The sequence below is a fragment of the Streptomyces barkulensis genome (assembly GCF_002843305.1).
Taxonomy (GTDB): domain Bacteria; phylum Actinomycetota; class Actinomycetes; order Streptomycetales; family Streptomycetaceae; genus Streptomyces; species Streptomyces barkulensis.
The window spans coordinates 57215-79545 of sequence record NZ_PGSG01000053.1 but is presented as its reverse complement, the minus strand read 5'-3'; the positions used below and the strand labels follow the sequence as shown (position 1 = coordinate 79545).

Sequence of the window (22331 nt, the reverse complement as noted above, 5' to 3'; positions counted from 1 at the left end):
TGGCTTACGGGCTCCGGGTCAGATGAGCGGGCTCTCCGTGGACTCCTGGGACGCCTGACCGCTGCTCGGCGCGGCGGTGTTCGACGCGGTCCCACTGGCTGTGACGCTCCCGCCGGCTCCGCCCGTCGTCGGCTCAGAGGGAGTGGATGTGGACGGGGACGGGGACGGGGAGTCGGAGCCCCCGGGTTCCGTGCCGCCGGAATCGGAGCCACCGGACTCCGAACCACCGGACTCCGTGCCACCAGAGCCCGTGCCACCGGACTCCGAACCACCGGACTCCGTGCCGCCGGAATCCGAGCCACCGGACTCCGAACCACCTGCACCGCCCGAACCGCCGCCCGAGGTGGTCGACCCACCGGGCTTCTCGGTGTCCTCCCCTCCGCCCCCGGAGGTCGTGCCGTTCTCCTCCTCCGTCTCCTCGGACGCTTCATCCGACTCGGAGGTCTCCGGAGAGGCCGAGCCCGTCCCGCTGCCGGACGGTCCGCCGGGGACGGCCGGCGCGCTGCTCGCCCCCGGCTTCTTCCCCCGCTCGTCGCTGGAGCTCGGCGCGGGTTCGTCGACGGTGATGCCGTCGTCCTCCCGGGAGGTGACCGCCGGGTTGACGCTGCCGGCGGGCTCCTCGCTCCCCGAGGTCATGCCGATCGTGACGACCGTGCCCACCAGCGCGGCCAGCAGCGCGCCCGCGCCCGCCGCGAAGACGTTGCGCCGGGCTCCACGGAGGGCGAGCCCGCGCGGGCCGCGGCGGCCGTCGTCCGGGCCGTCCGCGCCGTGCGCGGTCCGTGCCAGCGGCGTCGGCCGGGTCAGCGCCTCGCTGCCGAAAGTGCCGCCGCCGGGAGTCTCGTCGAAGGCGCTGCCCACCGTCACCGGCGGAACCGCCAGGGCGGGCGGAAGCTTGTCGAGCGCCGGCGTGCTGCCGGTGCTCTGCGGTCCGGAGGGGGTCTGTGCCGCGGCCGGCGCCACGGGCCGCGGTACGGAGGCCCCGGGCGGCTTCGCCGTGCTCTGGCGTCTGGGGAGCGCGGGCGGGGTGGAGGCGTCGGGCGCGGCGGGCGGTACGGCGACGGCCGGCAGCGACCCGCCGAGGGCCTTCCCGCCGTCCCCGAATCCCCCGGCCGCCTTGTCCGGGCCGCCCTCGGCCTCGATCGTGAAGCGGTCCTCGACCAGGGCCAGCGCACGCCGTCCGGCGACCGTGCCCCGGCGGTCCGCGAGCACTCCGCGCAGCCCGATGGAGGCCTCGAGTTCGGCGCGGGCCCGGTCCAGGTGGCCGGTGCACAGGGCGAGCACGCCGAGGTCGTGGTGGAAGTACGCCTCCTCGGCGACCTCACCCGCCGTACGCGCCGCCTCCTGCCCGCCGCGCAGGATCCGCTCCCAGGGGCCCCAGTGCAGCGAGGCGGCGAGGATGGGCGCGGCGGTACGGGCCAGCAGCACGGCCGCGCTCGCGTGGCCGCCGCGCCGGGCGCCCTGGACGGCGGCGAGCACCGCCTCGGCCTCCTGCGCCACCCGCTCCGGGGTGACCGAGGGGTGGCCGGTCCACCAGGCGTAGTGCTGGGCGGCGGTACGGGCGCGGTCGTCGGCTCCGTCGGCGTATCCGGCGTCGGCCAGTTGCCCGGTCACGTCCGGGGCGAGCCGGTAGTACGTGCCGGCGGTGGTGACCAGGCCGCAGGCGAGCAGCTCGCCCAGGGAGGCGTCGGCGTCGGCGTCGTCCACCAGCGCGGGCAGATGGGCCGGGTGCGGCAGCACGCCGCCGAGCGCCACGGCGAAGCGCAGCACCTCGCGGGTGCTCTCGGACAGCCGGGCGGCCAGAAGGGCGGCGGGGGCCGCGCCCTCGGCCAGCGTGGGCAGCGGTGCGCCGGCCGGGCCGTTCCCCTCGGCGCTCCCGGCGTCCTCGGTGTCCGCCTCACCACCGTCACCGCCGTCGCCACCGTCACCACCGGCGGCTCCGTCACCGTCACCGCCGCCGTCGGCCGCGGTCCGCGCGGCCTCCGCCTCCGCGTCGCGCTGCCGCAGCAGCGCGCCGGCCTGGACGAAGCGCAGCGGCAGTCCCTCGGACTCGAACCACAGATCCCCGACCCAGCCCGCCTCGTCCTCGGTCAGCGGGCGGCGGACGATGTGCTCCATCAGCTCCCGGCAGGCGGCGCGGCTGATGCCCGAGAGGGCGACCTCCTCCAGGGGCGCGTCTGCGGAGGGCGCGGGGGAGCCGGGCGCGGCCGCGATCAGGAAGGCGCACTCGGGGGTGGCGTCGAGGAGGGAGTCGAGCGCCTGACCGCCGAACTCGGCGTCGTCCAGCAGGACGATCGCTCCCACGCCGCGCACCGCCTCCTCCAGCTCGGCGCGGTCGGGCCGGTGCCGGGGCGCGTCGTGGACCGCGGCGAACAGTTCGTACAGCACGTCCGAGGCCGTGCGCCGGCAGCCGCTGAGCCGGATGACGCCGTCCGGGGCGAGGTCGGCGCACTCGGTGGCGACGGCGGCCAGCAGGGAGCTGCGTCCGGAGCCGGGCGCCCCGGTGAGCCGGACCGAGCGTCCGCGCCTGAGCAGTTGGAGGAGGCGCTCGCGCTCCGCCGTGCGCTCCAGCAGCGGCAGGTCGGGCAGGGAGATTCCGGTCGGGAGCGGGGCCACGGCGGCACGCTCCCGCTCGGCGCGGGACTCAGGGGTGCGCCTGCGGGGCGCGCCGGGGTGCTCGCCGGGCGGGCAGGGCTCGATCTCGCTGCCGTCGACGGGATTGACGGTCAGCAGGTACTCGCCCGCTATGAGCGGGATCGCGCGGGTGGTGCTCCCGCTGTCCTGTTCCTCGGGTCCCCGGTCGTTCGGGTCCATGGTGGGTGCCCCCAGATGCGGTGCGTACTCGAAGCTCAGCTCTCCAGGGCCGACCGTACGCTGGCCTTCGCTCGTGGTCCGGTGGCCGTCCGCAGCGCAGTGTAGGCGGCGGGTTCCAGAACCCTATTGCCTGGCCCGGGCGTGGGGGCAAGCCCGGGCGGGAGCCCTGACCCAATAGTTATGGCTTGGTCAGGGTTCCGCCCTCGGCGAGCCCGCCTCCCTCGATGGCCAGGATGCGGTGCAGACGGGTGGCCACCAGCAGGCGCTGCATCTGGGGCGGTACGTCCCGCAGGACGAGGCGGCGCCCGCACCGGCCCGCCCGCCGGTGCGCGCCCATGATCACGCCGAGACCGGTGGCGTCCCAGGAGTCCAGCTCGGCGAGGTCCAGCACGAGATCGCCCTCTCCGGAGTCGACCGCGGTGTGCAGGACCGAACGGGCGTCCGCCGCGCTGCGGACGTCGAGGCGACCTCCGACGACCAGTTCAGCGTGGTCGCCCCTGATGTGCATATCCGCTCCCCCGGAAAAGAAGTGGTCCGTCTGTGACTGCTGTCTGCCTATGTCTCACCACAACTGACCGCCTGTTCGGCGGCGGAGTTGCCGTCCGCCGCCGAATCGGCGCCGAATTCACCCGTAGGGGCGACCCGCCTGTGTGCCGTACGGGTCCGTTCAGTAGCGGTAGAAGCCCTGGCCGCTCTTGCGGCCGATGTCCCCGGCGTCCACCATGCGCCGCATCCCCTCCGGCGGGGCGAACTTCTCGTCCTGCGACTCGGTGTAGATGTTCTCCGTGGCGTGCAGCAGGATGTCGACGCCGGTGAGGTCCGCGGTGGCCAGCGGGCCCATGGCGTGCCCGAAACCCAGCTTGCAGGCGATGTCGATGTCCTCGGCGGTCGCCACGCCCGACTCGTGGAGCTTGGCGGCCTCGACGACCAGGGCGGAGATCAGCCGGGTGGTGACGAAGCCCGCGACATCCCGGTTGACGACGATACAGGTCTTGCCGACGCCCTCGGCGAACTCCCTTGCCGCCGCGAGGGTTTCGTCGCTCGTCTTGTACCCGCGCACCAGCTCGCACAGCTGCATCATCGGCACCGGGGAGAAGAAGTGGGTGCCCACGACCCGCTCGGGGCGCTCCGTCACCGCCGCGATCTTGGTGATCGGGATGGCGGAGGTGTTGGAGGCGAGCACGGCCTCGTCCTTCACCAGACCGTCGAGCGTGCGGAAGATCTCCTGCTTGACGTCGATCCGCTCGAAGACGGCCTCGACCACGATGTCGGCGTCGGACGCGGCGTCGAGGTCGGTGGTGGCGGTGATGCGGCCGAGTGCCGCCTCCGCGTCCTCGGCGGTCAGCTTCCCCTTGGACACGAACTTGTCGTACGAGGCCCGGATCCCGTCCGTGCCGCGCCCGAGCGCCTCGTCGGTGACGTCGCGCAGCACCACGTCCCAGCCTGCCTGGGCGGAGACCTGGGCGATGCCCGATCCCATGAGTCCGGCTCCGATGACGGCGAGCTTCTTGGCCACGTGTATGTCCCCTCTGCGGCTTTGCGGTGCGACTCTCAGGCGGACCCTAGCGCCCGTGAGCGCGCGGTGGGCGGGGAAGAGATGCGCGTCACGTCTCACATGGCGGACATCACACTCGCGCGGGTCATTCGGCGGCCCGCCGTGCGCAGTTGGGCGGGGCGGCGGGCGGGGAGCACGGCGGGCCCCGTGACGGTGGGCACACCTGCGCTCCGCGGAGCCCGCGCGTGGCTAGGCTCGGCCCATGGTCAATCTGACACGCATCTACACGCGCACCGGCGACGACGGCACCACCGCCCTCGGCGACATGAGCCGTACCGCCAAGACCGACTCCCGCATCTCCGCCTACGCCGACTCCAACGAGGCCAACGCCGCGATCGGGGTGGCCATCGCGCTCGGCGACCTGCCCGAGGAGATCACCAAGGTCCTGGTCCGGGTGCAGAACGACCTGTTCGACGTGGGTGCGGATCTGGCCACGCCGGTGGCCGAGAACCCCGAGTACCCGCCGCTGCGGGTGCGGCAGAGCTACATCGACAAGCTGGAGGAGGACTGCGACCGCTTCCTGGCCGATCTGGAGAAGCTGCGCAGCTTCATCCTCCCCGGCGGCACCCCGGGCGCGGCCCTGCTCCACCAGGCGTGCACGGTCGTGCGCCGCGCCGAGCGCTCGACGTGGGCGGCGCTGGAGGAGCACGGCGAGGTCATGAACCGTCTGACGGCCACCTACCTCAACCGGCTGTCGGATCTGCTGTTCATCCTGGCCAGGTCCGCCAACAAGGAGGTGGGCGACATCCTCTGGGTCCCCGGCGAGAACCGCTGACGCGCGGAGGCCGAGGCCCCCGTCCCCCTTCCGGGGACGGGGGCCTCTGCCGTCTCCGGCGCGTGATGCCGGCGCGGGGCTTCAGTGCCCGGCCGTCTCCCGCCCGGCGGGCCTGGTACCGGCGGGCCCGTCACCGGCGGGCCTGGTACCGGCGGGGTCACGCGGTTCGCCGGAGGGCGTCTTCGGCTTCTTGGGCCAGATCGTGTAACTGGCCGCGATGACCACGCTGATGCCGATGACGAAGAGCATCTTGTGCTGCCACTGCGTCAGCGACTCGCTCCGCCCGGCGTCGCCGACGTACCAGACCGCGCCCTGGAGCAGTGCCAGGGCGACCATCGCGCCGAGCACCGAGCGGGCGCACATCTTCCATTCGTGGACGGCACGCGCCATCCCGTACTTCGGCGGCCTCACCGGCGGCGGACCGCCCGCGAAGCGGTGGGCGAAGTGGCCGTCCGCCCACTTGACCATGTAGTGGCCGTAGGCCGCGGTGAAGCCGATGTAGACGGCCGCCAGGCCGTGCTTCCAGTCGCCCTCGGCACCGTTTCTCAGGTCGATCGCGGTGACGACCAGCAGCACCACCTCCAGCAGCGGCTCGCACAGCAGCACGGCGGCTCCCAGACGGGGTCTCCGGGCGGGGTAGCGCAGCACCAGCCCGGCCGCCAGCAGCACCCAGAAGGCCACCTCGCAGGCGATGATCAGTGTGACGACCACGGCGGACCACTCCTCTTCCCTCGCTGCCTCCAGCCTGGCCGCCGTCCGGCCCCGGCACGTCGTCCGCCGCGACGATCCCGGACTGCATCCTTCGATGTATCCCGCCCGCTTCCGTACCGGCCCGTACGCGGAGGCGGGCGGCCGGCGCGGCGGTGTTGGATGGCCGGGTGAGCACCGCCCGTCTCCGCTTGCCCCTCCCTCCCCGCGGGGACCTGCTGATCGCCGCCGCCGGCCTGGTGGGCGGGCTGGCGTCGTGGGCCCTGGGGCTGTTCAACAACCCGCACCCTCCGCTGGGGGACGGCTGGGTGCTGCTGCCGCTGGCGGTGGTGGCGCTGGCGGAGGCGCTGCGCCGTACCGCTCCGTCCGCGGCGCTGGTGCTGGGGGCGGTCGCGCTGGTCGGCGACCTGCTCACCCGGTCGCTGCTGGCGACGATCGTGATGTTCTCCGACGTGGTCTACGCGGCCGTGCTCTACGGCGGACCGAGGCTGTCACGGGCCGTGCCGCCGGCGAGCGCCGCGCTGACCGCCGCCGTGACCGTGGGCACCCTGGCCGCCACCCGCGAACCCCAGGCGCTGCTGGTGGGCGTCGTCTGCGGGCTGCTCACGGTCGGCCCGGCGTGGACGGGGGTCATCGTCCGCGACCACCGCAACGCCGCGGCCGCCGAGCGGCTGCGCGCCCAGCAGACCGCGCTGCTGGCGGAGATGGACCGCGTCCAGGCCGTCACCGCCGAGCGCGCCCGGATGGCCCGCGAACTGCACGACGTGGTGGCGAACCACCTCTCCGCCATCGCCATCCACGCCACCGCGGCGCAGTCGCTCGACGACCGCGCCGCCACCGGGGAGGCGCTGGCGGTCATCCGCGAGAACAGCGTGCACGGGCTGGCCGAGATGCGCCGTCTGATCGGTCTGCTGCGGACCGCGGGGGTTGACGAGGAGGTGTCCGCCGCGCCGACCCTGGACGGCCTGGAGGCGCTGCTGGCCCATGCCCGCAGGCACGGTGCGGCCGGAGGGCTCCGTTTCACCCTGCGCGACGAGCGCTCCGGCGGCCCCCTGCCGGCGCCCGTGGAGCTGGCGGCCTACCGCATCGTGCAGGAGGCTCTGACGAACGCGCTCAAGCACGCCTCCCCGGGAGAGGTGACCGTCGTGCTGGAGTCGCCCGGCCGGGAGGGCGGCGGCAGCGGTGGCGGCGCGCTGAGCGTCACCGTCACCAGCCCCTGCGACCGGCACCCCGGACCGCGCGCCCCCGGCTCGGGCGCCGGGCTGGTCGGGATGCGCGAGCGCGCCGAGTTGCTGGGCGGCGTCTTCGGCGCGGGCCCGGCCGGGGCGGCCGGCGGCACGCGGTGGGAGGTGCGGGCGGTGCTGCCCCTGGGGGACGCCGTCCACGGCGTCGCGGACGGCGCGGACGGCGCGGACGGCGGTGCCGGTACGAGGAGAGGAGACGGGGCATGACCATCCGGGTGCTCGTGGCCGAGGACCAGTCGGCGGTGCGCGCCGGGCTCGTCCTGATCCTGCGCGGCGCGCCGGACATCGAGGTCGTCGGGGAGGCGCCGGACGGCGAGGAGGCGGTGCGGCTGGCCCGTGAACTCCGGCCGGATCTGGTGCTGATGGATGTGCGGATGCCGCGTCTGGACGGGGTGTCGGCGACCGAGCGGGTGGTCGGCGAGGGGCTGGCCGATGTGCTGGTGCTGACCACCTTCGACCTCGACGCCTATGTCTTCGGCGCGCTGCGCGCGGGGGCCGCGGGCTTCCTGCTCAAGGACAGCGAGGCGGCGCAACTGGTGGACGCGGTACGGGCGGTGGCGCGCGGTGAGGGGGTGATCGCCCCGGTCGTGACGCGGCGGCTGATCCGGGAGTTCGCCCGCTCCTCCGCCGCACCCGGGGGCGGGCGCCGGACCGATCCCGCCGTGCTCGACGCCCTCACCCGGCGCGAGCGCGAGGTGCTGGCGTGCCTGGGCGAGGGGCTGTCCAACGCGGAGGTCGCCGCGCGGTTGTCGATGGCGGAGGCGACGGTGAAGACGCACGTCAGCCGGCTGCTGGCGAAGCTGGAGCTGCGCAGCAGGGTGCAGGCCGCGGTGCTGGCGCAGGAGTTGGGGGTGACCGGAGGTTGAATTCCTCATTGGTGCATACCTGTTGACCGGTGGTCCAGACCAATCTACGCTCCAGTTCAACTGCACGCCCATGCCATGCACATGGCACTCTCCACGAGCGGCGCAGGAGACCCCCAACGGCCCGGTCCGGCACCGGGCCCTGTGCGAGGAGCGCTCTTGAGAACGAACACCACCGCACATCGCATCAGACGGAAAGCCGTAGCGGCCGCGGCCGCGATGCTGATGCCCCTCGGCGCCCTGGTCGCCCTGGCCTCCCCGGCCCAGGCCGCCGAGCAGGCGACCGCCACCTTCTCCAAGCCCTCCGACTGGGGCAGCGGCTTCGAGGGCAAGTGGACGATCAAGAACACCGGTGACACCACCATCAGCGGCTGGACGCTGAAGTGGGACTTCCCCACCGGCACCAAGGTCGGCTCCGCCTGGGACGCCGCCGTCACCAGCTCCGGCAACACCTACACCGCCAAGAACATGGGCTGGAACGGCACCCTGTCCCCCGGGGCCAGCGTCAGCTTCGGCTTCAACGGCACCGGCACCGGCTCCCCCTCCGACTGCACCCTCAACGGCCGCCCGTGCGACGGCTCGGACGGGGGGAACCCCGACGACGCCCCGCCCGGCGCACCCGGCACCCCCACCGCGAGCGGCATCACCGACACATCGGTGAAGCTGAACTGGGGCGCCGCGAGCGACGACAAGGGCGTCAAGAACTACGACGTCCTGCGCGACGGCGCCAAGGTCACCACCGTCACCGGCACCTCGTACACCGACTCCGGCCTGACGGCGGGCACCACCTACACCTACTCGGTGGTGGCACGCGACACCGCCGACCAGACCGGGCCGGCCAGCGGTTCCGTCACGGTGAAGACCACCGGCGGCGGCGACGGCGGCGGCGACCCGGGCGAGTACGTCAACCTGGGCTACTTCACCGAGTGGGGCATCTACGGCCGCAACTACCACGTGAAGGACATCGTCACCTCCGGCTCCGCCGAGAAGCTGACCCACATCAACTACTCGTTCGGCAACGTTCAGGGCGGCAAGTGCACCATCGGTGACGCCTTCGCCGCGACCGACAAGGCCTACACCGCCGAGCAGAGCGTCGACGGCAAGGCCGACACCTGGGACCAGCCGCTGCGCGGCAACTTCAACCAGCTGCTGAAGCTGAAGAAGATGTACCCGCACATCAAGGTCCTGTGGTCCTTCGGCGGCTGGACCTGGTCCGGGGGCTTCCCCGACGCCATGAAGAATCCGGCCGCGTTCGCCAAGTCCTGCAACGAGCTGGTCAACGACCCGCGCTGGCAGGGCCTGTTCGACGGCATCGACCTGGACTGGGAGTACCCCAACGCCTGCGGTCTGACCTGTGACACCAGCGGCCCGGCCGTGATGAGGACCATGGCTCAGGCCTTCCGCGCCGAGTTCGGCGACCAGCTCGTGACCGCCGCGATCACCGCCGACGCCTCCAGCGGCGGCAAGATCGACTCCGCGGACTACGGCGGCGCCGCCCAGTACCTCGACTGGTACAACGTGATGACGTACGACTACTTCGGCGCCTGGGACAAGACCGGGCCGACCGCCCCGCACTCGCCGCTGACCTCGTACGACGGCATCCCGAACGAGGCGTTCAACACCGATGCCGCGATCAAGAAGCTCAAGGCCAAGGGCGTCCCGGCCGAGAAGCTGCTGCTCGGCATCGGCTTCTACGGCCGCGGCTGGACCGGCGTGACCCAGAAGGAGCCGGGCGGCACCGCCACCGGCGCCGCACCGGGCAAGTACGAGGCGGGCATCGAGGACTACAAGATCCTCAAGGAGCGCTGCCCGGCCAACGGAGTCATAGCCGGCACCGCGTACGCGCACTGCGGCGACGAGTGGTGGAGCTACGACACCCCGGCCACCATCGCGGGGAAGATGGACTACGCCAAGCAGCAGAAGCTCGGCGGGGCCTTCTTCTGGGAGATCAGCGGGGACACCGCGAACGGCGAGCTGATCACCGCCATCCACAACGGGCTGAACAAGTGACGCCCGGGCGGTGATCCGCCCCACGCACCACCTGAAGTGACAGAACCGGGGAGACGGCCCGCACGCCGTCTCCCCGGTTCGCTGTCCTTACTCCCCCGGACTCCGTCCGGGGGCACCCCCAGGCACCGGGGGCACCGCTCAGGCGACATTCACCCTCTGGCCTGGGGGGGCTGCTTCGAGCCAGGCGAGGAAGCCCGTCAGGGCGTCCTCGCTCATCGCCAGCTCCACCCGGGTGCCGCGGTGCGAGCAGGCCAGGATCACCGAGTCCGACAGGAGCGCCAACTCCTCGTCCCCCTCGGGCCTGCGGCGCTCCAGCACCTCGATCGCCTCCCGCTCCAGCAGCCGGCGCGGCCGCGGCGCGTAGGAGAAGACCCGGAACCACTCGACCCGGTCCCCGCTGTAGCGGGAGACGCCGTACACCCAGCCCTTGCCGCCGGCCTCGGCTCCCTCGCCGGGATCCGGCGCGTCCCACCGCAGACTGCAGTCGAAGGTGCCGCCCGACCGCTGGATCAGCCGCCGCCGCAACCCGAAGGCGAACAGCCCCAGCAGCACCAGAGCCAGCACCGCCCCGGACAGCACGAGAGCGAGGACCATCTTCACCGACCTCCTCGCCTCGTCCGTCCGTACAGCAGCCAGCAATCGCCTCAGCCGCGGACCGCGCCGGAGCGATGCTCCGAAGCGGTCCGCGGCTGAGGCACGTACATGCGCGCGGGTCTCAGCGCGCGCTCGCCAAGGCGGCCCGAAGCCGGATCTCGGCGCGGCGCTCGGCGGCGGCGTCCGCCTCCGACTTCGCCCGCTCCAGCGCGCGCTCGGCGCGCTGGACATCGATCTCCTCGGACAGCTCCGCGATCTCCGCGAGCAGCGACAGCTTGTTGTCCGCGAAGGAGATGAAGCCGCCGTGCACCGCGGCGACGACGGTGCCGCCCCCGCTCTCGCCGGTCGTACGGATCGTCACCGGGCCCGGCTTCAGCACACCGAGCAGCGGCTGGTGGCCGGGCATGACGCCGATATCACCCGACGAGGTGCGCGCGACGACCAGGCTGGCCTCGCCCGACCAGACCTTGCGGTCCGCGGCGACCAACTCGACGTGCAGCTCAGCCACAGTGGCTCCTCGAAACTGGGGTTTTCACAGAATAACGGTGCGCGGGACAGGGGGCGGGCTTCACCCGCCCCCTGTCGTGGGGCGCGGACGTCAGGAGACGCCCAGCTCCTTGGCCTTGGCCTTGAGGTCGTCCAGGCCACCGCACATGAAGAACGCCTGCTCCGGGAAGTGGTCGTACTCACCGTCGGCGATCGCGTTGAACGCCGCGATCGACTCGTCCAGCGGAACGTCCGATCCGTCCAGGCCGGTGAACTGCTTCGCCGCGTGGGTGTTCTGCGACAGGAAGCGCTCGATACGGCGGGCGCGGTGGACGACCAGCTTGTCCTCCTCGCCGAGCTCGTCGATGCCGAGGATGGCGATGATGTCCTGGAGGTCCTTGTACTTCTGCAGGATCCCCTTGACGCGGGTGGCGCACTGGTAGTGCTCCTGCGAGATGTAGCGCGGGTCCAGGATCCGGGAGGTGGAGTCCAGCGGGTCCACCGCCGGGTAGATGCCCTTCTCCGAGATCGGACGCGACAGAACGGTGGTCGCGTCCAGGTGGGCGAAGGTCGTCGCCGGGGCCGGGTCGGTCAGGTCGTCCGCGGGCACGTAGATCGCCTGCATCGAGGTGATCGAGTGGCCGCGGGTGGAGGTGATGCGCTCCTGGAGCAGACCCATCTCGTCCGCCAGGTTCGGCTGGTAGCCCACCGCGGAGGGCATACGGCCCAGCAGGGTGGAGACCTCGGAACCGGCCTGGGTGAAGCGGAAGATGTTGTCGATGAAGAACAGCACGTCCTGCTTCTGGACGTCGCGGAAGTACTCCGCCATCGTCAGACCGGCCAGGGCCACGCGCAGACGGGTGCCCGGGGGCTCGTCCATCTGGCCGAAGACCAGCGCGGTCTGCGGGAGAACGCCGGACTCGGCCATCTCCTCGATGAGGTCGTTGCCCTCACGGGTGCGCTCGCCGACGCCGGCGAACACGGAAACGCCCTCGTGCAGCTTGGCCACACGCATGATCATTTCCTGGATGAGGACGGTCTTGCCGACGCCCGCGCCGCCGAACAGGCCGATCTTGCCGCCCTTGACGTACGGGGTCAGCAGGTCGACGACCTTCAGGCCGGTCTCGAACATCTCGGTCTTGGACTCGAGCTGGTCGAAGGCCGGGGCCTTGCGGTGGATCTCCCAGCGCTCGGTGACCTCGGACTCGGCCTCCGGCTCGTTCAGGATGCGGCCCAGGGTGTTGAACACCCGGCCCTTGGTGACGTCGCCGACGGGCACGGTGATGCCGCGGCCGGTGTTGGTCACCGGGGCCTGGCGGACCAGGCCGTCGGTCGGCTCCATGGAGATCGCGCGGACCAGGCCCTCGCCCAGGTGCTGGGCGACCTCGAGGGTGAGGGTCTTCTTCGCACCCTCCTCGGCCGGGTCGGCGACCTCGACGGTCAGCGCGTTGTAGATCTCCGGCATCGCGTCGACGGGGAACTCCACGTCGACGACCGGGCCGATGACCCGCGCGACGCGGCCGGTGGCCACGCCCGCCGCAGCGGTCGGCTCAACAGTGGTGGTCATAGTTGTCAGTCACTCCCCGCAGAAGCGTCGGCCAGCGCGCTGGCACCACCGACGATCTCGCTGATTTCCTGGGTGATGTCGGCCTGGCGGGCCTGGTTGGCAAGCCGCGTGAGCGACTTGATGAGGTCCTCGGCGTTGTCCGTCGCCGACTTCATCGCGCGCCGGCGGGCGGCGTGCTCGGAGGCGGCGGACTGGAGCAGCGCGTTGTAGATGCGGCTCTCGACGTACCGCGGCAGCAGCGCGTCCAGAACCTCCTCCGCCGACGGCTCGAAGTCGTACAGCGGGCGGATCCGCTCCTGCTTCTCCACCTGCCGCGTGACCTCGTCGAGGCTGAGCGGCAGCATCCGCTTCTCGACCGGGTTCTGCGTCATCATCGACACGAACTCCGTGAAGACGATGTGCAGCTCGTCCACGCCGCCTTCGGCCGTGTCCCTGCGGACCGCCTCGATCAGCGGCCCGGAGACGGCCTTGGCGTCGGCGTACGACGGCCGGTCGGTGAAGCCCGTCCACGACTGGGCGATCTTCCGGTCGCGGAAGCCGTAGTAGGCCACGCCCTTGCGCCCGATGATGTAGGAGTCGACCTCCTTGCCCTCGGCCCGCAGCCGCTCGGTCAGCCGGTCGGCCGCCTTGATCGCGTTGGCCGAGTAGCCGCCCGCCAGACCGCGGTCGCTCGTGACGAGCAGGACCGCGGCCCGGGTCGGCTTCTCGGTCTCGGTGGTCAGCGGGTGCTGGGTGTCGGAACCGGTGGCGACGGCCGCGACGGCCCGGGTCAGCTCCTCGGCGTACGGAGTCGACGCGGCCACCTGGCGCTGTGCCTTGACGATGCGCGACGCGGAGATCATCTCCATCGCCTTGGTGATCTTCTTGGTCGCGCTGACGGAGCGAATCCGCCGCTTGTAGATCCTGACCTGCGCGCCCATGCTCAGACCTCGCCCAGCAGCTTGCCGTCCGAGGTCTCGAACTGCTTCTTGAAGGAGGCGATGGCGTCCGACAGCACCTGAAGGGTGTCGTCGGACATCTTGCCGCCCTCGCGGATGCCGGTCATCAGGTCCTTGCGCTCGCGGTGCAGGTGCTCCAGCAGGTCGCTCTCGAAGCGCCGGATGTCCTCGACGGGGACGTCGTCCATACGGCCGGTGGTGCCCGCCCAGATGGAGACGACCTGGTCCTCGGTCGGGTACGGCGCGTACTGCGACTGCTTGAGCAGCTCGACCATGCGCTTACCGCGCTCCAGCGCCGCCTTGGAGGCGTCGTCCAGGTCGGAGCCGAAGGCGGCGAACGCCTCCAGCTCGCGGAACTGGGCGAGGTCCACACGGAGCCGGCCGGAGACCTGCTTCATGGCCTTGTGCTGGGCCGAGCCACCGACTCGGGAGACGGAGATACCGACGTTCAGCGCCGGGCGCTGGCCCGCGTTGAACAGGTCGGACTCCAGGAAGCACTGGCCGTCGGTGATGGAGATGACGTTGGTCGGGATGAACGCCGACACGTCGTTCGCCTTGGTCTCGATGATCGGCAGACCGGTCATCGAGCCGGCGCCCATCTCGTCCGAGAGCTTGGCGCAGCGCTCCAGCAGCCGGGAGTGCAGGTAGAAGACGTCGCCCGGGTAGGCCTCGCGGCCCGGCGGACGGCGCAGCAGCAGGGACACGGCGCGGTAGGCGTCGGCCTGCTTGGACAGGTCGTCGAAGATGATCAGGACGTGCTTGCCCTGGTACATCCAGTGCTGGCCGATGGCCGAGCCGGTGTAGGGCGCCAGGTACTTGAAGCCCGCCGGGTCGGACGCCGGGGCGGCGACGATGGTGGTGTACTCCAGCGCGCCGTTCTCCTCCAGCGCCGCGCGCACGGAGGCGATGGTGGAGCCCTTCTGGCCGACGGCGACGTAGATGCAGCGGACCTGCTTGCTCGGGTCGCCGGAGCGCCAGTTGTCGCGCTGGTTGATGATCGTGTCGATCGCCAGGGCGGTCTTGCCGGTCTGGCGGTCGCCGATGATCAGCTGGCGCTGGCCGCGGCCGATCGGGGTCATCGCGTCGACGGCCTTGTAGCCCGTCTCCATCGGCTCGTGCACCGACTTGCGCTGCATGACCGTGGGGGCCTGCAGCTCGAGGGCGCGGCGGCCCTCGGTCTCGATCTCGCCGAGGCCGTCGACCGGGTTGCCCAGCGGGTCGACGACACGGCCGAGGTAACCGTCGCCGACCGCGACGGAGAGGACCTCGCCGGTGCGGCGCACCGTCTGGCCCTCCTCGATGCCGCTGAACTCGCCGAGGACGACCGCGCCGATCTCGCGCTCCTCGAGGTTGAGGGCGAGGCCGAGGGTGCCGTCCTCGAACTTCAGCAGCTCGTTCGCCATGGTCGAGGGAAGACCCTCGACCTTCGCAATGCCGTCACCGGCAAGGCTGACCGTCCCGACCTCTTCGCGCGAGGCCGCGTCCGGCTTGTACGACTGGACGAAGTTCTCCAGCGCGTCCCGGATCTCATCCGGCCGGATCGTGAGCTCCGCCATCTGGGTTCCCTGCTCTCCTTGTTGGGCCCGTATGTGTCTGCTACGGCCCAACTCGGGCCGCCAGTACTGCTTCTTGAGTTGGTGTGGCCTACCGCCCGCGGTGTCCGCCGGCCGTGGGCTCAGCTCGCCATCCGCCGGGTCGCCCCTTCGAGACGCTCCGAGACGGTGCCGTCGATGATCTCGTCGCCGACCCGCACCCGGATTCCGCCGAGGACCTCCGGGTCCACGTCCAGGTTGAGGTGCATCTCGCGTCCGAAGAGCCGCGCCAGGGCGGCGCCCAGGCGCTGCTTCTGGCGGTCGCTGAGCGGTACGGCCGAGGTGACCACCGCCACCGAGCGGTTGCGACGCTCGGCGGCCAGCCCGGAGAGGGCTTCGAGCCCTCCTTCAAGACTACGTCCACGCGGCTGGCGCACGAGGCGGACGACCAGTCGCTCGGTGGCGGGCTTGGCCCGTCCCCCCAGCAGCCGCCGCAGCAGCTCGGTCTTGGCCGCCTTCAGGGCGTCGTCGGTGATCTTGCCGCCGAGAGCCGCACGCAGCTCCGGGGAGGAGGCCACCGTCCGGGAGAACCGGAACAGTTCGTCCTCCACGTCGTCCAGCGTGCCGTCGCGCTCGGCCGCGGTGAGGTCGGCGACGTCGGCGAGCTGCTCGACCGCGTCCGCCAGGTCGCGCGAGCGCGACCAGCGGGAGCGGACCATGCCGGAGACCAGATCGACGGCCTCGCCGCCGACCTGGCCGCCCAGCAGGCGTCCGACCAGCTCGGCCTTGGCCTCGCCGGGCTGCGCCGGGTCGGTCAGGACCCGGCGCAGCGACACCTCGCGGTCGAGCAGCGCGGTGACCGCGGCCAGTTCCTCGGCGAGCCGGGCCGCGTCGGCGGACGTGGAGTCCGTCAGCGCGTCCAGTCGCTCGCGGGCGGCGGCCAGTGCCTCGCGACTCGCTCCGTTCATCGGGCGGCTCCAGAGGACTCGGCGGAGGCCGCCTTCCCCTCGAGCTCGTCGAGGAAGCGGTCGATCGTGCGGCTCTGCCGGGCGACGTCCTCCAGGGACTCGCCGACCAGCTTGCCGGCCAGGTCGGTGGCGAGCTTGCCCACGTCCTGGCGCAGCGACTGCGCGGCCTGCCGACGGTCGGCCTCGATCTGGGCGTGGCCCGCGGCGATGATCTCCTCACGCTGCCGCTGGCCTTCCTCGCGCATCTCGGCGATGAGCGCGGCGCCCTGCTCCTGCGCCTCCTGCCGCAGGCGCGCGGCCTCGTGACGAGCCTCGGCGAGCTGGACTCGGTACTCCTCGAGCGTCTGCTGCGCCTCGGCCTGAGCAGCTTCGGCCTTCTCGATGCCTCCCTCGATCGCCTCGCGGCGCTCGTCCAGGGCCTTGTTGATGGCCGGGAGGAGCTTCTTGGCGAACACGAAGAAGACGATGCCGAAGGCGATCAGGCCGATGACGACCTCGGGCCAGACCGGAAGCAGCGGGGACTGCGCTTCCGAAGCTGCCAGGTTCATCATGGTGGACCTTTCGTCGGTTCCGTTTGCGGCTTCGTCAGAGGATGAAGGGAACGACGAAGCCGATCAGCGCCAGGGCCTCGACGACGGCGAAGCCGAGCAGCATGTTCTGGCGGATGAGGCCGGCGGCCTCGGGCTGGCGGGCGATGGCCTGCACACCGTTACCGAAGATGATGCCGATGCCGATACCGGGGCCGATCGCGGCGAGGCCGTAGCCGATGGCGCCGACGTTGCCTTCGACAGCTGCGAGGGTCTCCAGAGCAGACATTCCTTGGGTTCCTTCTCTTGGTGGGCCGGTGGGTGGTTGGTCCACCGGACGTCTGGGGTTGGGCGGGTGGTGGCTGGTCGGGACCGCGGTGCTGGCCCGGTCAGTGCGCCTCTTCCAGGGCCTGGGAGAGGTAGGTGGCGGTCAGCACGGTGAAGACGTAGGCCTGCAGCGCCTGGATGAACAGCTCGAAGACCGTCAGCACCACCGTCATCGCGAACGAGGCGGTCGCGTAGAGGGTGCCGAGGAAGGTCCCGAGCATGTACCAGGTGGCGATCGTGAAGATCAGGATCAGGATGTGGCCGGCGAACATGTTCGCGAAGAGCCGGACCGTCAGCGTGAAGGGCCGCACGAAGACGCTGGAGATGAACTCCATCGGCGTGAGCACCACGTAGATCGGCTTCGGCAGTCCGCTGGGGACGCAGAGGTTGCGGATGCCGCCGATGAATCCGTTCGTCTTGAACGTCACCGTCATGTAGGTGACCCAGACCACGGCCGCGAGGCCGGCCGGGTAGGCGATGACCGAGCTGACCGGGAACTGGGCGATGGGGATGATCGCCCAGAGGTTCAGCATCCACACGAAGAAGAACAGCGACACCAGCAGCGGGATGAAGGCGTCGCCCTTCTTCCCCATCACCTCCCGGGCGATGCCCCGGCGCACGAACTCGTACAGCGCCTCGGCGACCATCTGCAGCTTGCCGGGGACCACCTTGGGCTTGGAGAAGGCCATCCAGAAGAAGGTGAGGATCGCGGCCGTGCCGATGATCGCGAGGAGCATCGGCTTGTTGAACTCGAACCCGCCGACCTCGAAGATCGGGTCGAAGATGAACGACCACACACTGGGGGCCTGGAAGCCACAGTCCTTGAACAGGTGGCAGTCAACCTCGAAGGCGAGCAACTGGTCACTACTCACCGCGAGCTCCTTCGGTCGGACGCATGGATACGGCTACCTCGGGGTGTCGGCATGGCGCTGGGCCACGGGGCGGCACTGGACTGGGGGTGGGCGGGAAGGGACCGGCCGGCTATGCGACAGGACGGCCCCGTGAAGAGGCGAGGAGCGTCCGGCGCTGTCCCGCACAGCGCCTTCGCCAAGGCTCGCGGCCCTCTCGGCGTCGGACGATAGCAGCCCGGCGGGTGCGGCTTACCACCGCCCCTGCCCCGAGCCTTCGCTCTGTTCGCGATCACGCGCGGGATTCCGCGGTGGGGGAGCCCGGGGAGGCCTTGCCGGTCCCGGAGGGCTCCACGTACGGGGTCTTGAGCCGGGTCTGTGTCCACGCCTGGGCGGCGAGCCACACCAGGAGACAGGCCAGCACCGTGAAACCGAACACGCGGCCGTCCATGAAGGTGGCGTCCCGCAGGAGCCTCATCACCACGAACATGGCGATCACCTGGGTCGTGTAGACCAGGAATCCCGCACCGAGGAGGAGTTCGGGCCACTGCCGTCCGATCCGGCCGAGCACATGGAGGCCCACGCTGAAGAACGCGAGGACCACCGCGGTGCCCAGGCCTGCTCCCAGGGCGCCCTCGCCTCCCGAGACGACCGCGCCGACGATCACGCCGACCAGGCCGGCACCGGCTGAGGGAATCGCGGCGCCACGAAGGATCCGGGCGTCGTTCGACTGCATAAACGCTGCTCCAGCAGGGTGGTCTACGGGGGGCGGTGCGTGACCTTCGAAAGCTGTGGTCGTCCGGCGGAACGGACTCGCTGATCGGGGGCACTGGAGGCCACCGGCCTTCTCACCGGACTCGTGAACGGTATCACAAACTATTTGATGAGGTCTTTACCTAGTTCGTGTGCGGACTGTCACACGAGCGGGTCAGCCGGCGGTACTCCGCGGTGACGAACGGCGGCGGGACTGCTAGGAGCGGTTGTCCACCCTGGGACGGCCGCCGCGCACCGCACGATCGTACTCGCCGAGCGCCGTCGCCCCCGCGGGACGCCGCCCGGCCCCCGGGCCGGTCCGCGCGGCCCCCTCGTCCACGCCGTCCGCCTCCGCCGGGGGCCGCCGCGCCGTTTCCTCCCCGGGCCGCTCGGCCGGACCGCGCCGGGCGCGGTAGCGCGGCGGCACGAGCCGCTGCGCCCAGCCCGGCACCCTCGGGGTGAACCTCGGCAACAGCAGGATCACCAGCCCCACCGCGCTCAGCAGCACGATCGCGAGCACGATGACCAGGCTGGAGGAGCGCACCGAGAAGGCCACCGCGCCGAAGGCGATCAGCGCCGACCAGAAGTACATGATCAGCACCGCGCGGCTGTGGGAGTGGCCGATCTCCAGCAGCCGGTGGTGCAGATGGCCGCGGTCGGCGGCGAACGGCGACTGGCCCCGCCAGGTGCGCCGCACCACCGCCAGCACCAGGTCGGCGATGGGCACCGCGATGATCGTCAGCGGCAGCAGAACCGGCATGTAGACCGGCACCATCGTCTGGACCGTGGTCTTGACCGAGCCGGTGGTGTCGGTGATGACGTCCGGGTCGACCTGGCCGGTGATGGAGACCGCCCCGGCGGCCAGCACCAGGCCGATGAGCATCGACCCGGAGTCGCCCATGAAGATCCGCGCGGGGTGCATGTTGTGCGGCAGGAAGCCCAGGCACATGCCCATCAGGACGGCGGCGAAGAGCGTCGCGGGGGCGGCGGCCTCGATGCCGTAGCCGTACCAGATCCGGTAGGCGTACATGAAGAACGCCGCGGCCGCGATGCCGACCATGCCCGAGGCCAGGCCGTCCAGACCGTCGACGAAGTTGACCGCGTTGATGGTGACGACGACCACCGCCACCGTCAGCAGCGTGCCCTGCAGCGGGGTCAGCGCGACGTTGCCCACGCCCGGCACCGGCAGCCACAGGATCGTCAGGCCCTGCCAGACCATCACGCCCGCGGCGATCATCTGGCCGCCGAGCTTGATCAGCGCGTCCACGCCCCACTTGTCGTCCAGGACCCCCAGCAGCCAGATCAGGCCGGCGCCGGCCAGCAGGGCGCGGGGCTCGTCGGAGAGCCGGAAGACGTCGCCTACGTTGGTGAGCTGGGAGGCCGCCAGCAGACCCGCGCACAGCCCGCCGAACATGGCGATGCCGCCGAGCCGGGGCGTCGGTTCGCGGTGCACGTCGCGGGCCCGGATCTCGGGCATCGCGCCCGCCACGATCGCGAACTTCCTCACCGGGCCGGTGAGGAGGTAGGTGACCGCGGCCGTGACGCACAGCGTCAGCAGGTATTCACGCACGGATTCCCCAGAATTCTCGCGGGCTCCCCGGGCTCACGCCCGGGACACCACACCTTAGACAACGGCCCGGTGCGGACGGTTGCGCGCCCGGCACGGTCTCACGTCCGCGCCGGGACACCCGTCAGGGCCGTGACCACCGGATCCAGCGCCGCGTTGATCTCCTCGCCGACACTGCGGAAGTAGGTGATGGGGGCGCCGTAGGGATCGTAGACCTCGTCGGCCTCCGCACTGGGCGCCAGCAGCCAGCCGCGCAGCGCCGCGGCGGCCCGCACCAGGGCCCGGGCGCGCCCGACCACCCCGCCGTCGGCGTCCGGGCCGGGCAGGGTGGCCGGGTCGATGGCCCGCACCAGACGGGTGAACTCCTTGAGCGTGAAGGTCCGCAGCCCCGCCGAGTGCCCCATGGAGATCACCTGCGCCCGGTGGTCGCGGGTGGCGGTCAGCACCAGATCGGCTCTGATGACGTGCTCGTCCAGCAGTTCGCGGCCGAGGAAGCCGGACGGGTCCGCGCCGTACTCCAGCAGGACCTCCGCCGCGTGCTCCTCCATCGGCGCGCCCTCGTGCCCCCATGTCCCCGCGCTCTCCACCACCAGCCCGCCGGCCCGCTCGTCGCCGAGTCTGGCCACCAGGGCATGCCTGGTCAGCCGCTCGGTGATGGGTGAGCGGCAGACGTTTCCGGTGGAGACGTGGAGGATGCGGAAGACCGGTATGCCATGCTCCTCGGACGCCCCGGCGGGCGGGGTCAACTGGCGGCCTCGAGGCCGGGTACGACCTTGCGCAGCTCCTCCGCGCTGATCGCGCCCGCACGCAGCAGCCTGGGCACCGGGGCCGTGACGTCGACGATCGAGGAGGGCACGGAGTCGGGGGTGGGGCCGCCGTCGAGGTAGACGGCGACGGAGTCGCCCAGCATCTCCTGGGCGGCGTCGCAGGTCTGCGGGGCGGGGTGGCCGGTGAGGTTGGCCGACGACACCGCCATCGGGCCGGTCTCGGTCAGCAGCTCGATCGCCACCGGGTGCAGCGGCATGCGGACGGCGACCGTGCCGCCGGTCTCGCCCAGGTCCCAGGTCAGCGACGGCTGGTGGCGGGCGACGAGGGTGAGCGCGCCGGGCCAGAAGGCGTCCACCAGCTCCCACGCCTGCTCGGAGAAGTCGGTGACCAGGCCGTGCAGGGTGTTCGGGGAGCCGATCAGGACGGGCGAGGGCATGCCGCGCCCGCGCCCCTTGGCCTCCAGCAGGTCGCCGACGGCCTCCGGGGTGAAGGCGTCGGCGCCGATGCCGTAGACCGTGTCCGTGGGCAGCACGACGAGTTCGCCTCGGCGGACCGCCGAGGCGGCCTCGCGCAGGCCGGTCGCGCGGTCGGTCGCGTCGGAGCAGTCGTAACGCCGTGCCATTTACGGCACCTCCCTGCGGGCTGTGGCAAAACGGGGCCGGTTGTTGAGGTCGGGGTGGTCCGCGGCATCCGCCCAGCCGCGGTCCTCGGTGAAGATCCAGGGGACCTGGCCGCCCTGGGTGTCGGCGTGCTCGATGACGACCAGGCCGCCGGGGCGCAGCAGGCGGTGCGCGGTGCGTTCGATGCCGCGGATGACGTCCAGTCCGTCCTCGCCGGAGAACAACGCCATCTGCGGGTCGTGGTCACGTGCCTCGGGGGCGACGTACTCCCATTCGGTGAGCGGGATGTAGGGCGGGTTGGAGATGACGAGGTCGACCTGGCCGTCCAGCTCGGGCAGGGCGGTCGTCGCGTCGCCGTGGTGCAGGGTGACGCGGGAGCCCTCGGTGTTCCTGCGGGCCCACTCCAGCGCCCCCTCGTCCAGCTCCACGGCGTGCACGCGCGAGCGCGGCACCTCCTGGGCGAGCGCGAGCGCGATGGCTCCGGAGCCGGTGCACAGGTCGACGATCAAAGGCTCGGCGACGTCCATGGCGCGCACCGCGTCTATCGCCCAGCCGACCACGGACTCGGTCTCGGGGCGCGGCACGAACACCCCCGGGCCCACCCGGAGTTCCAGGTAGCGGAAGAAGGCCCGCCCCGTGATGTGCTGGAGCGGTTCGCGGGCCTCGCGGCGGGCGACGGCCTCCCAGTAGCGGGCGTCGAAGTCGGCGTCGGCGACGCGGTGCAGCTCCCCCCGCTTTACGCCGTGCACGTACGCCGCCAGCTCCTCCGCGTCGAAGCGCGGGGAGGGCACTCCGGCGTCGGCGAGCCGCTGGGTGGCCTGGGCCACCTCGGCGAGCAGTACGTTCACGTTCCTCGTCCTCCACCCGTCC

22 protein-coding genes are annotated in these 22331 nt (G+C 71.7%); 4 read left to right on the top strand and 18 right to left on the bottom strand.

Going from position 1 to position 22331, the window contains the following annotated elements; genetic code table 11:
- Nucleotides 1–18 precede the first annotated feature (18 nt).
- The 3 genes from CUT83_RS30470 to CUT83_RS10915 all read right to left on the bottom strand — a co-directional run bounded on the left by CUT83_RS30470 (nt 19) and on the right by CUT83_RS10915 (nt 4327).
- On the bottom strand, nt 19–2811 hold the full coding sequence (locus CUT83_RS30470; RefSeq protein ID WP_143688527.1) for an ATP-binding protein: 2793 nt from the start codon (nt 2809–2811) through the stop codon (nt 19–21).
- A gap of 178 nt (nt 2812–2989) precedes the next feature.
- Nucleotides 2990–3319, bottom strand: coding sequence for an STAS domain-containing protein (locus tag CUT83_RS10920; RefSeq protein WP_093661921.1), 330 nt, complete (start codon nt 3317–3319; stop codon nt 2990–2992).
- A gap of 159 nt (nt 3320–3478) precedes the next feature.
- The gene (locus CUT83_RS10915; RefSeq protein ID WP_101255655.1) at nt 3479–4327 is read right to left on the bottom strand and encodes a 3-hydroxyacyl-CoA dehydrogenase family protein; all 849 of its coding nucleotides are present in this window, start codon (nt 4325–4327) and stop codon (nt 3479–3481) included.
- Nucleotides 4328–4568: 241 nt separating this feature from the next.
- Between CUT83_RS10915 and CUT83_RS10910 the strand changes: the two genes are divergently transcribed.
- Entirely contained in the window at nt 4569–5141 is a 573-nt protein-coding gene (locus CUT83_RS10910) for a cob(I)yrinic acid a,c-diamide adenosyltransferase (protein ID WP_101255654.1), read from the top strand.
- A gap of 81 nt (nt 5142–5222) precedes the next feature.
- Here the strand turns inward: CUT83_RS10910 and CUT83_RS10905 are convergent, their stop codons facing one another.
- The gene (locus tag CUT83_RS10905; protein ID WP_240958279.1) at nt 5223–5852 is read right to left on the bottom strand and encodes a hypothetical protein; all 630 of its coding nucleotides are present in this window, start codon (nt 5850–5852) and stop codon (nt 5223–5225) included.
- A gap of 188 nt (nt 5853–6040) precedes the next feature.
- Here CUT83_RS10905 and CUT83_RS10900 point away from each other — a divergent pair, with 188 nt between their 5' ends.
- From CUT83_RS10900 to CUT83_RS10890, 3 genes are all read left to right on the top strand, one after another.
- Nucleotides 6041–7300: a sensor histidine kinase gene (locus CUT83_RS10900; RefSeq protein ID WP_338154109.1), complete on the top strand. Its 1260-nt coding sequence runs from the start codon at nt 6041–6043 to the stop codon at nt 7298–7300.
- Nucleotides 7297–7959 carry a response regulator gene (locus CUT83_RS10895; RefSeq protein ID WP_101255652.1) on the top strand — a complete coding sequence of 221 codons (663 nt, stop codon included), beginning with the start codon at nt 7297–7299 and terminating at the stop codon, nt 7957–7959. Before CUT83_RS10900 ends, CUT83_RS10895 begins: the two co-directional genes overlap by 4 nt.
- 216 nt (nt 7960–8175) lie before the next feature.
- Nucleotides 8176–9966, top strand: a complete 1791-nt coding sequence (locus CUT83_RS10890) for a glycoside hydrolase family 18 chitinase (protein ID WP_240958285.1) — start codon at nt 8176–8178, stop codon at nt 9964–9966.
- A 138-nt stretch (nt 9967–10104) separates the two neighbouring features.
- On the opposite strand, the gene CUT83_RS10885 is transcribed toward CUT83_RS10890, so the two are convergent.
- The 14 genes from CUT83_RS10885 to prmC all read right to left on the bottom strand — a co-directional run bounded on the left by CUT83_RS10885 (nt 10105) and on the right by prmC (nt 22309).
- Nucleotides 10105–10560, bottom strand: coding sequence for a DUF2550 domain-containing protein (locus tag CUT83_RS10885; protein ID WP_101255695.1), 456 nt, complete (start codon nt 10558–10560; stop codon nt 10105–10107).
- A gap of 121 nt (nt 10561–10681) precedes the next feature.
- The gene (locus tag CUT83_RS10880) at nt 10682–11068 is read right to left on the bottom strand and encodes a F0F1 ATP synthase subunit epsilon (protein ID WP_093661929.1); all 387 of its coding nucleotides are present in this window, start codon (nt 11066–11068) and stop codon (nt 10682–10684) included.
- A gap of 90 nt (nt 11069–11158) precedes the next feature.
- A complete protein-coding gene (gene atpD, locus CUT83_RS10875; protein WP_093847662.1) occupies nt 11159–12613 on the bottom strand; it encodes a F0F1 ATP synthase subunit beta in 1455 nt (484 codons plus the stop codon).
- Nucleotides 12614–12618: 5 nt separating this feature from the next.
- Nucleotides 12619–13533: a F0F1 ATP synthase subunit gamma gene (locus CUT83_RS10870; RefSeq protein ID WP_093847664.1), complete on the bottom strand. Its 915-nt coding sequence runs from the start codon at nt 13531–13533 to the stop codon at nt 12619–12621.
- A gap of 2 nt (nt 13534–13535) precedes the next feature.
- Nucleotides 13536–15107 carry a F0F1 ATP synthase subunit alpha gene (gene atpA, locus CUT83_RS10865; protein WP_101255651.1) on the bottom strand — a complete coding sequence of 524 codons (1572 nt, stop codon included), beginning with the start codon at nt 15105–15107 and terminating at the stop codon, nt 13536–13538.
- Nucleotides 15108–15226: 119 nt separating this feature from the next.
- The gene (locus CUT83_RS10860) at nt 15227–16051 is read right to left on the bottom strand and encodes a F0F1 ATP synthase subunit delta (RefSeq protein ID WP_101255650.1); all 825 of its coding nucleotides are present in this window, start codon (nt 16049–16051) and stop codon (nt 15227–15229) included.
- On the bottom strand, nt 16048–16602 hold the full coding sequence (locus tag CUT83_RS10855) for a F0F1 ATP synthase subunit B (protein WP_093847669.1): 555 nt from the start codon (nt 16600–16602) through the stop codon (nt 16048–16050). The genes CUT83_RS10860 and CUT83_RS10855 overlap by 4 nt, the downstream gene beginning before the upstream one ends.
- A gap of 34 nt (nt 16603–16636) precedes the next feature.
- The gene (atpE, locus tag CUT83_RS10850; RefSeq protein ID WP_101255649.1) at nt 16637–16867 is read right to left on the bottom strand and encodes an ATP synthase F0 subunit C; all 231 of its coding nucleotides are present in this window, start codon (nt 16865–16867) and stop codon (nt 16637–16639) included.
- 100 nt (nt 16868–16967) lie between these two features.
- Nucleotides 16968–17777, bottom strand: a complete 810-nt coding sequence (gene atpB / locus CUT83_RS10845) for a F0F1 ATP synthase subunit A (protein WP_101255648.1) — start codon at nt 17775–17777, stop codon at nt 16968–16970.
- 268 nt (nt 17778–18045) lie between these two features.
- Nucleotides 18046–18489 (bottom strand): Cg1360 family ATP-synthase-associated protein, encoded by a 444-nt coding sequence (locus CUT83_RS10840; RefSeq protein ID WP_101255647.1) that lies wholly within the window; start codon nt 18487–18489, stop codon nt 18046–18048.
- Between the two features lie 234 nt (nt 18490–18723).
- Nucleotides 18724–20076 carry an MraY family glycosyltransferase gene (locus tag CUT83_RS10835; protein WP_101255646.1) on the bottom strand — a complete coding sequence of 451 codons (1353 nt, stop codon included), beginning with the start codon at nt 20074–20076 and terminating at the stop codon, nt 18724–18726.
- Between the two features lie 98 nt (nt 20077–20174).
- The gene (locus CUT83_RS10830) at nt 20175–20819 is read right to left on the bottom strand and encodes an arsenate reductase/protein-tyrosine-phosphatase family protein (protein ID WP_101255645.1); all 645 of its coding nucleotides are present in this window, start codon (nt 20817–20819) and stop codon (nt 20175–20177) included.
- Nucleotides 20816–21463, bottom strand: a complete 648-nt coding sequence (locus CUT83_RS10825) for an L-threonylcarbamoyladenylate synthase (protein ID WP_101255644.1) — start codon at nt 21461–21463, stop codon at nt 20816–20818. Before CUT83_RS10825 ends, CUT83_RS10830 begins: the two co-directional genes overlap by 4 nt.
- Complete coding sequence (gene prmC, locus CUT83_RS10820) at nt 21464–22309, bottom strand: peptide chain release factor N(5)-glutamine methyltransferase (protein WP_101255643.1); 846 nt, start codon at nt 22307–22309, stop codon at nt 21464–21466.
- Nucleotides 22310–22331: the final 22 nt, after the last annotated feature.

Bases quoted from the DNA above. Each gene is read 5' to 3' on its own strand.
- CUT83_RS30470 (WP_143688527.1), bottom strand. From the start codon at position 2,811: ATGGACCCGAACGACCGGGGACCCGAGGAACAGGACAGCGGGAGCACC.
- CUT83_RS10920 (WP_093661921.1), bottom strand. From the start codon at position 3,319: ATGCACATCAGGGGCGACCACGCTGAACTGGTCGTCGGAGGTCGCCTC.
- CUT83_RS10910 (WP_101255654.1), top strand. From the start codon at position 4,569: ATGGTCAATCTGACACGCATCTACACGCGCACCGGCGACGACGGCACC.
- CUT83_RS10895 (WP_101255652.1), top strand. From the start codon at position 7,297: ATGACCATCCGGGTGCTCGTGGCCGAGGACCAGTCGGCGGTGCGCGCC.
- CUT83_RS10890 (WP_240958285.1), top strand. From the start codon at position 8,176: ATGCTGATGCCCCTCGGCGCCCTGGTCGCCCTGGCCTCCCCGGCCCAG.
- CUT83_RS10885 (WP_101255695.1), bottom strand. From the start codon at position 10,560: ATGGTCCTCGCTCTCGTGCTGTCCGGGGCGGTGCTGGCTCTGGTGCTG.
- atpD (WP_093847662.1), bottom strand. From the start codon at position 12,613: ATGACCACCACTGTTGAGCCGACCGCTGCGGCGGGCGTGGCCACCGGC.
- CUT83_RS10870 (WP_093847664.1), bottom strand. From the start codon at position 13,533: ATGGGCGCGCAGGTCAGGATCTACAAGCGGCGGATTCGCTCCGTCAGC.
- atpA (WP_101255651.1), bottom strand. From the start codon at position 15,107: ATGGCGGAGCTCACGATCCGGCCGGATGAGATCCGGGACGCGCTGGAG.
- CUT83_RS10860 (WP_101255650.1), bottom strand. From the start codon at position 16,051: ATGAACGGAGCGAGTCGCGAGGCACTGGCCGCCGCCCGCGAGCGACTG.
- CUT83_RS10855 (WP_093847669.1), bottom strand. From the start codon at position 16,602: ATGATGAACCTGGCAGCTTCGGAAGCGCAGTCCCCGCTGCTTCCGGTC.
- atpE (WP_101255649.1), bottom strand. From the start codon at position 16,867: ATGTCTGCTCTGGAGACCCTCGCAGCTGTCGAAGGCAACGTCGGCGCC.
- CUT83_RS10840 (WP_101255647.1), bottom strand. From the start codon at position 18,489: ATGCAGTCGAACGACGCCCGGATCCTTCGTGGCGCCGCGATTCCCTCA.
- CUT83_RS10825 (WP_101255644.1), bottom strand. From the start codon at position 21,463: ATGGCACGGCGTTACGACTGCTCCGACGCGACCGACCGCGCGACCGGC.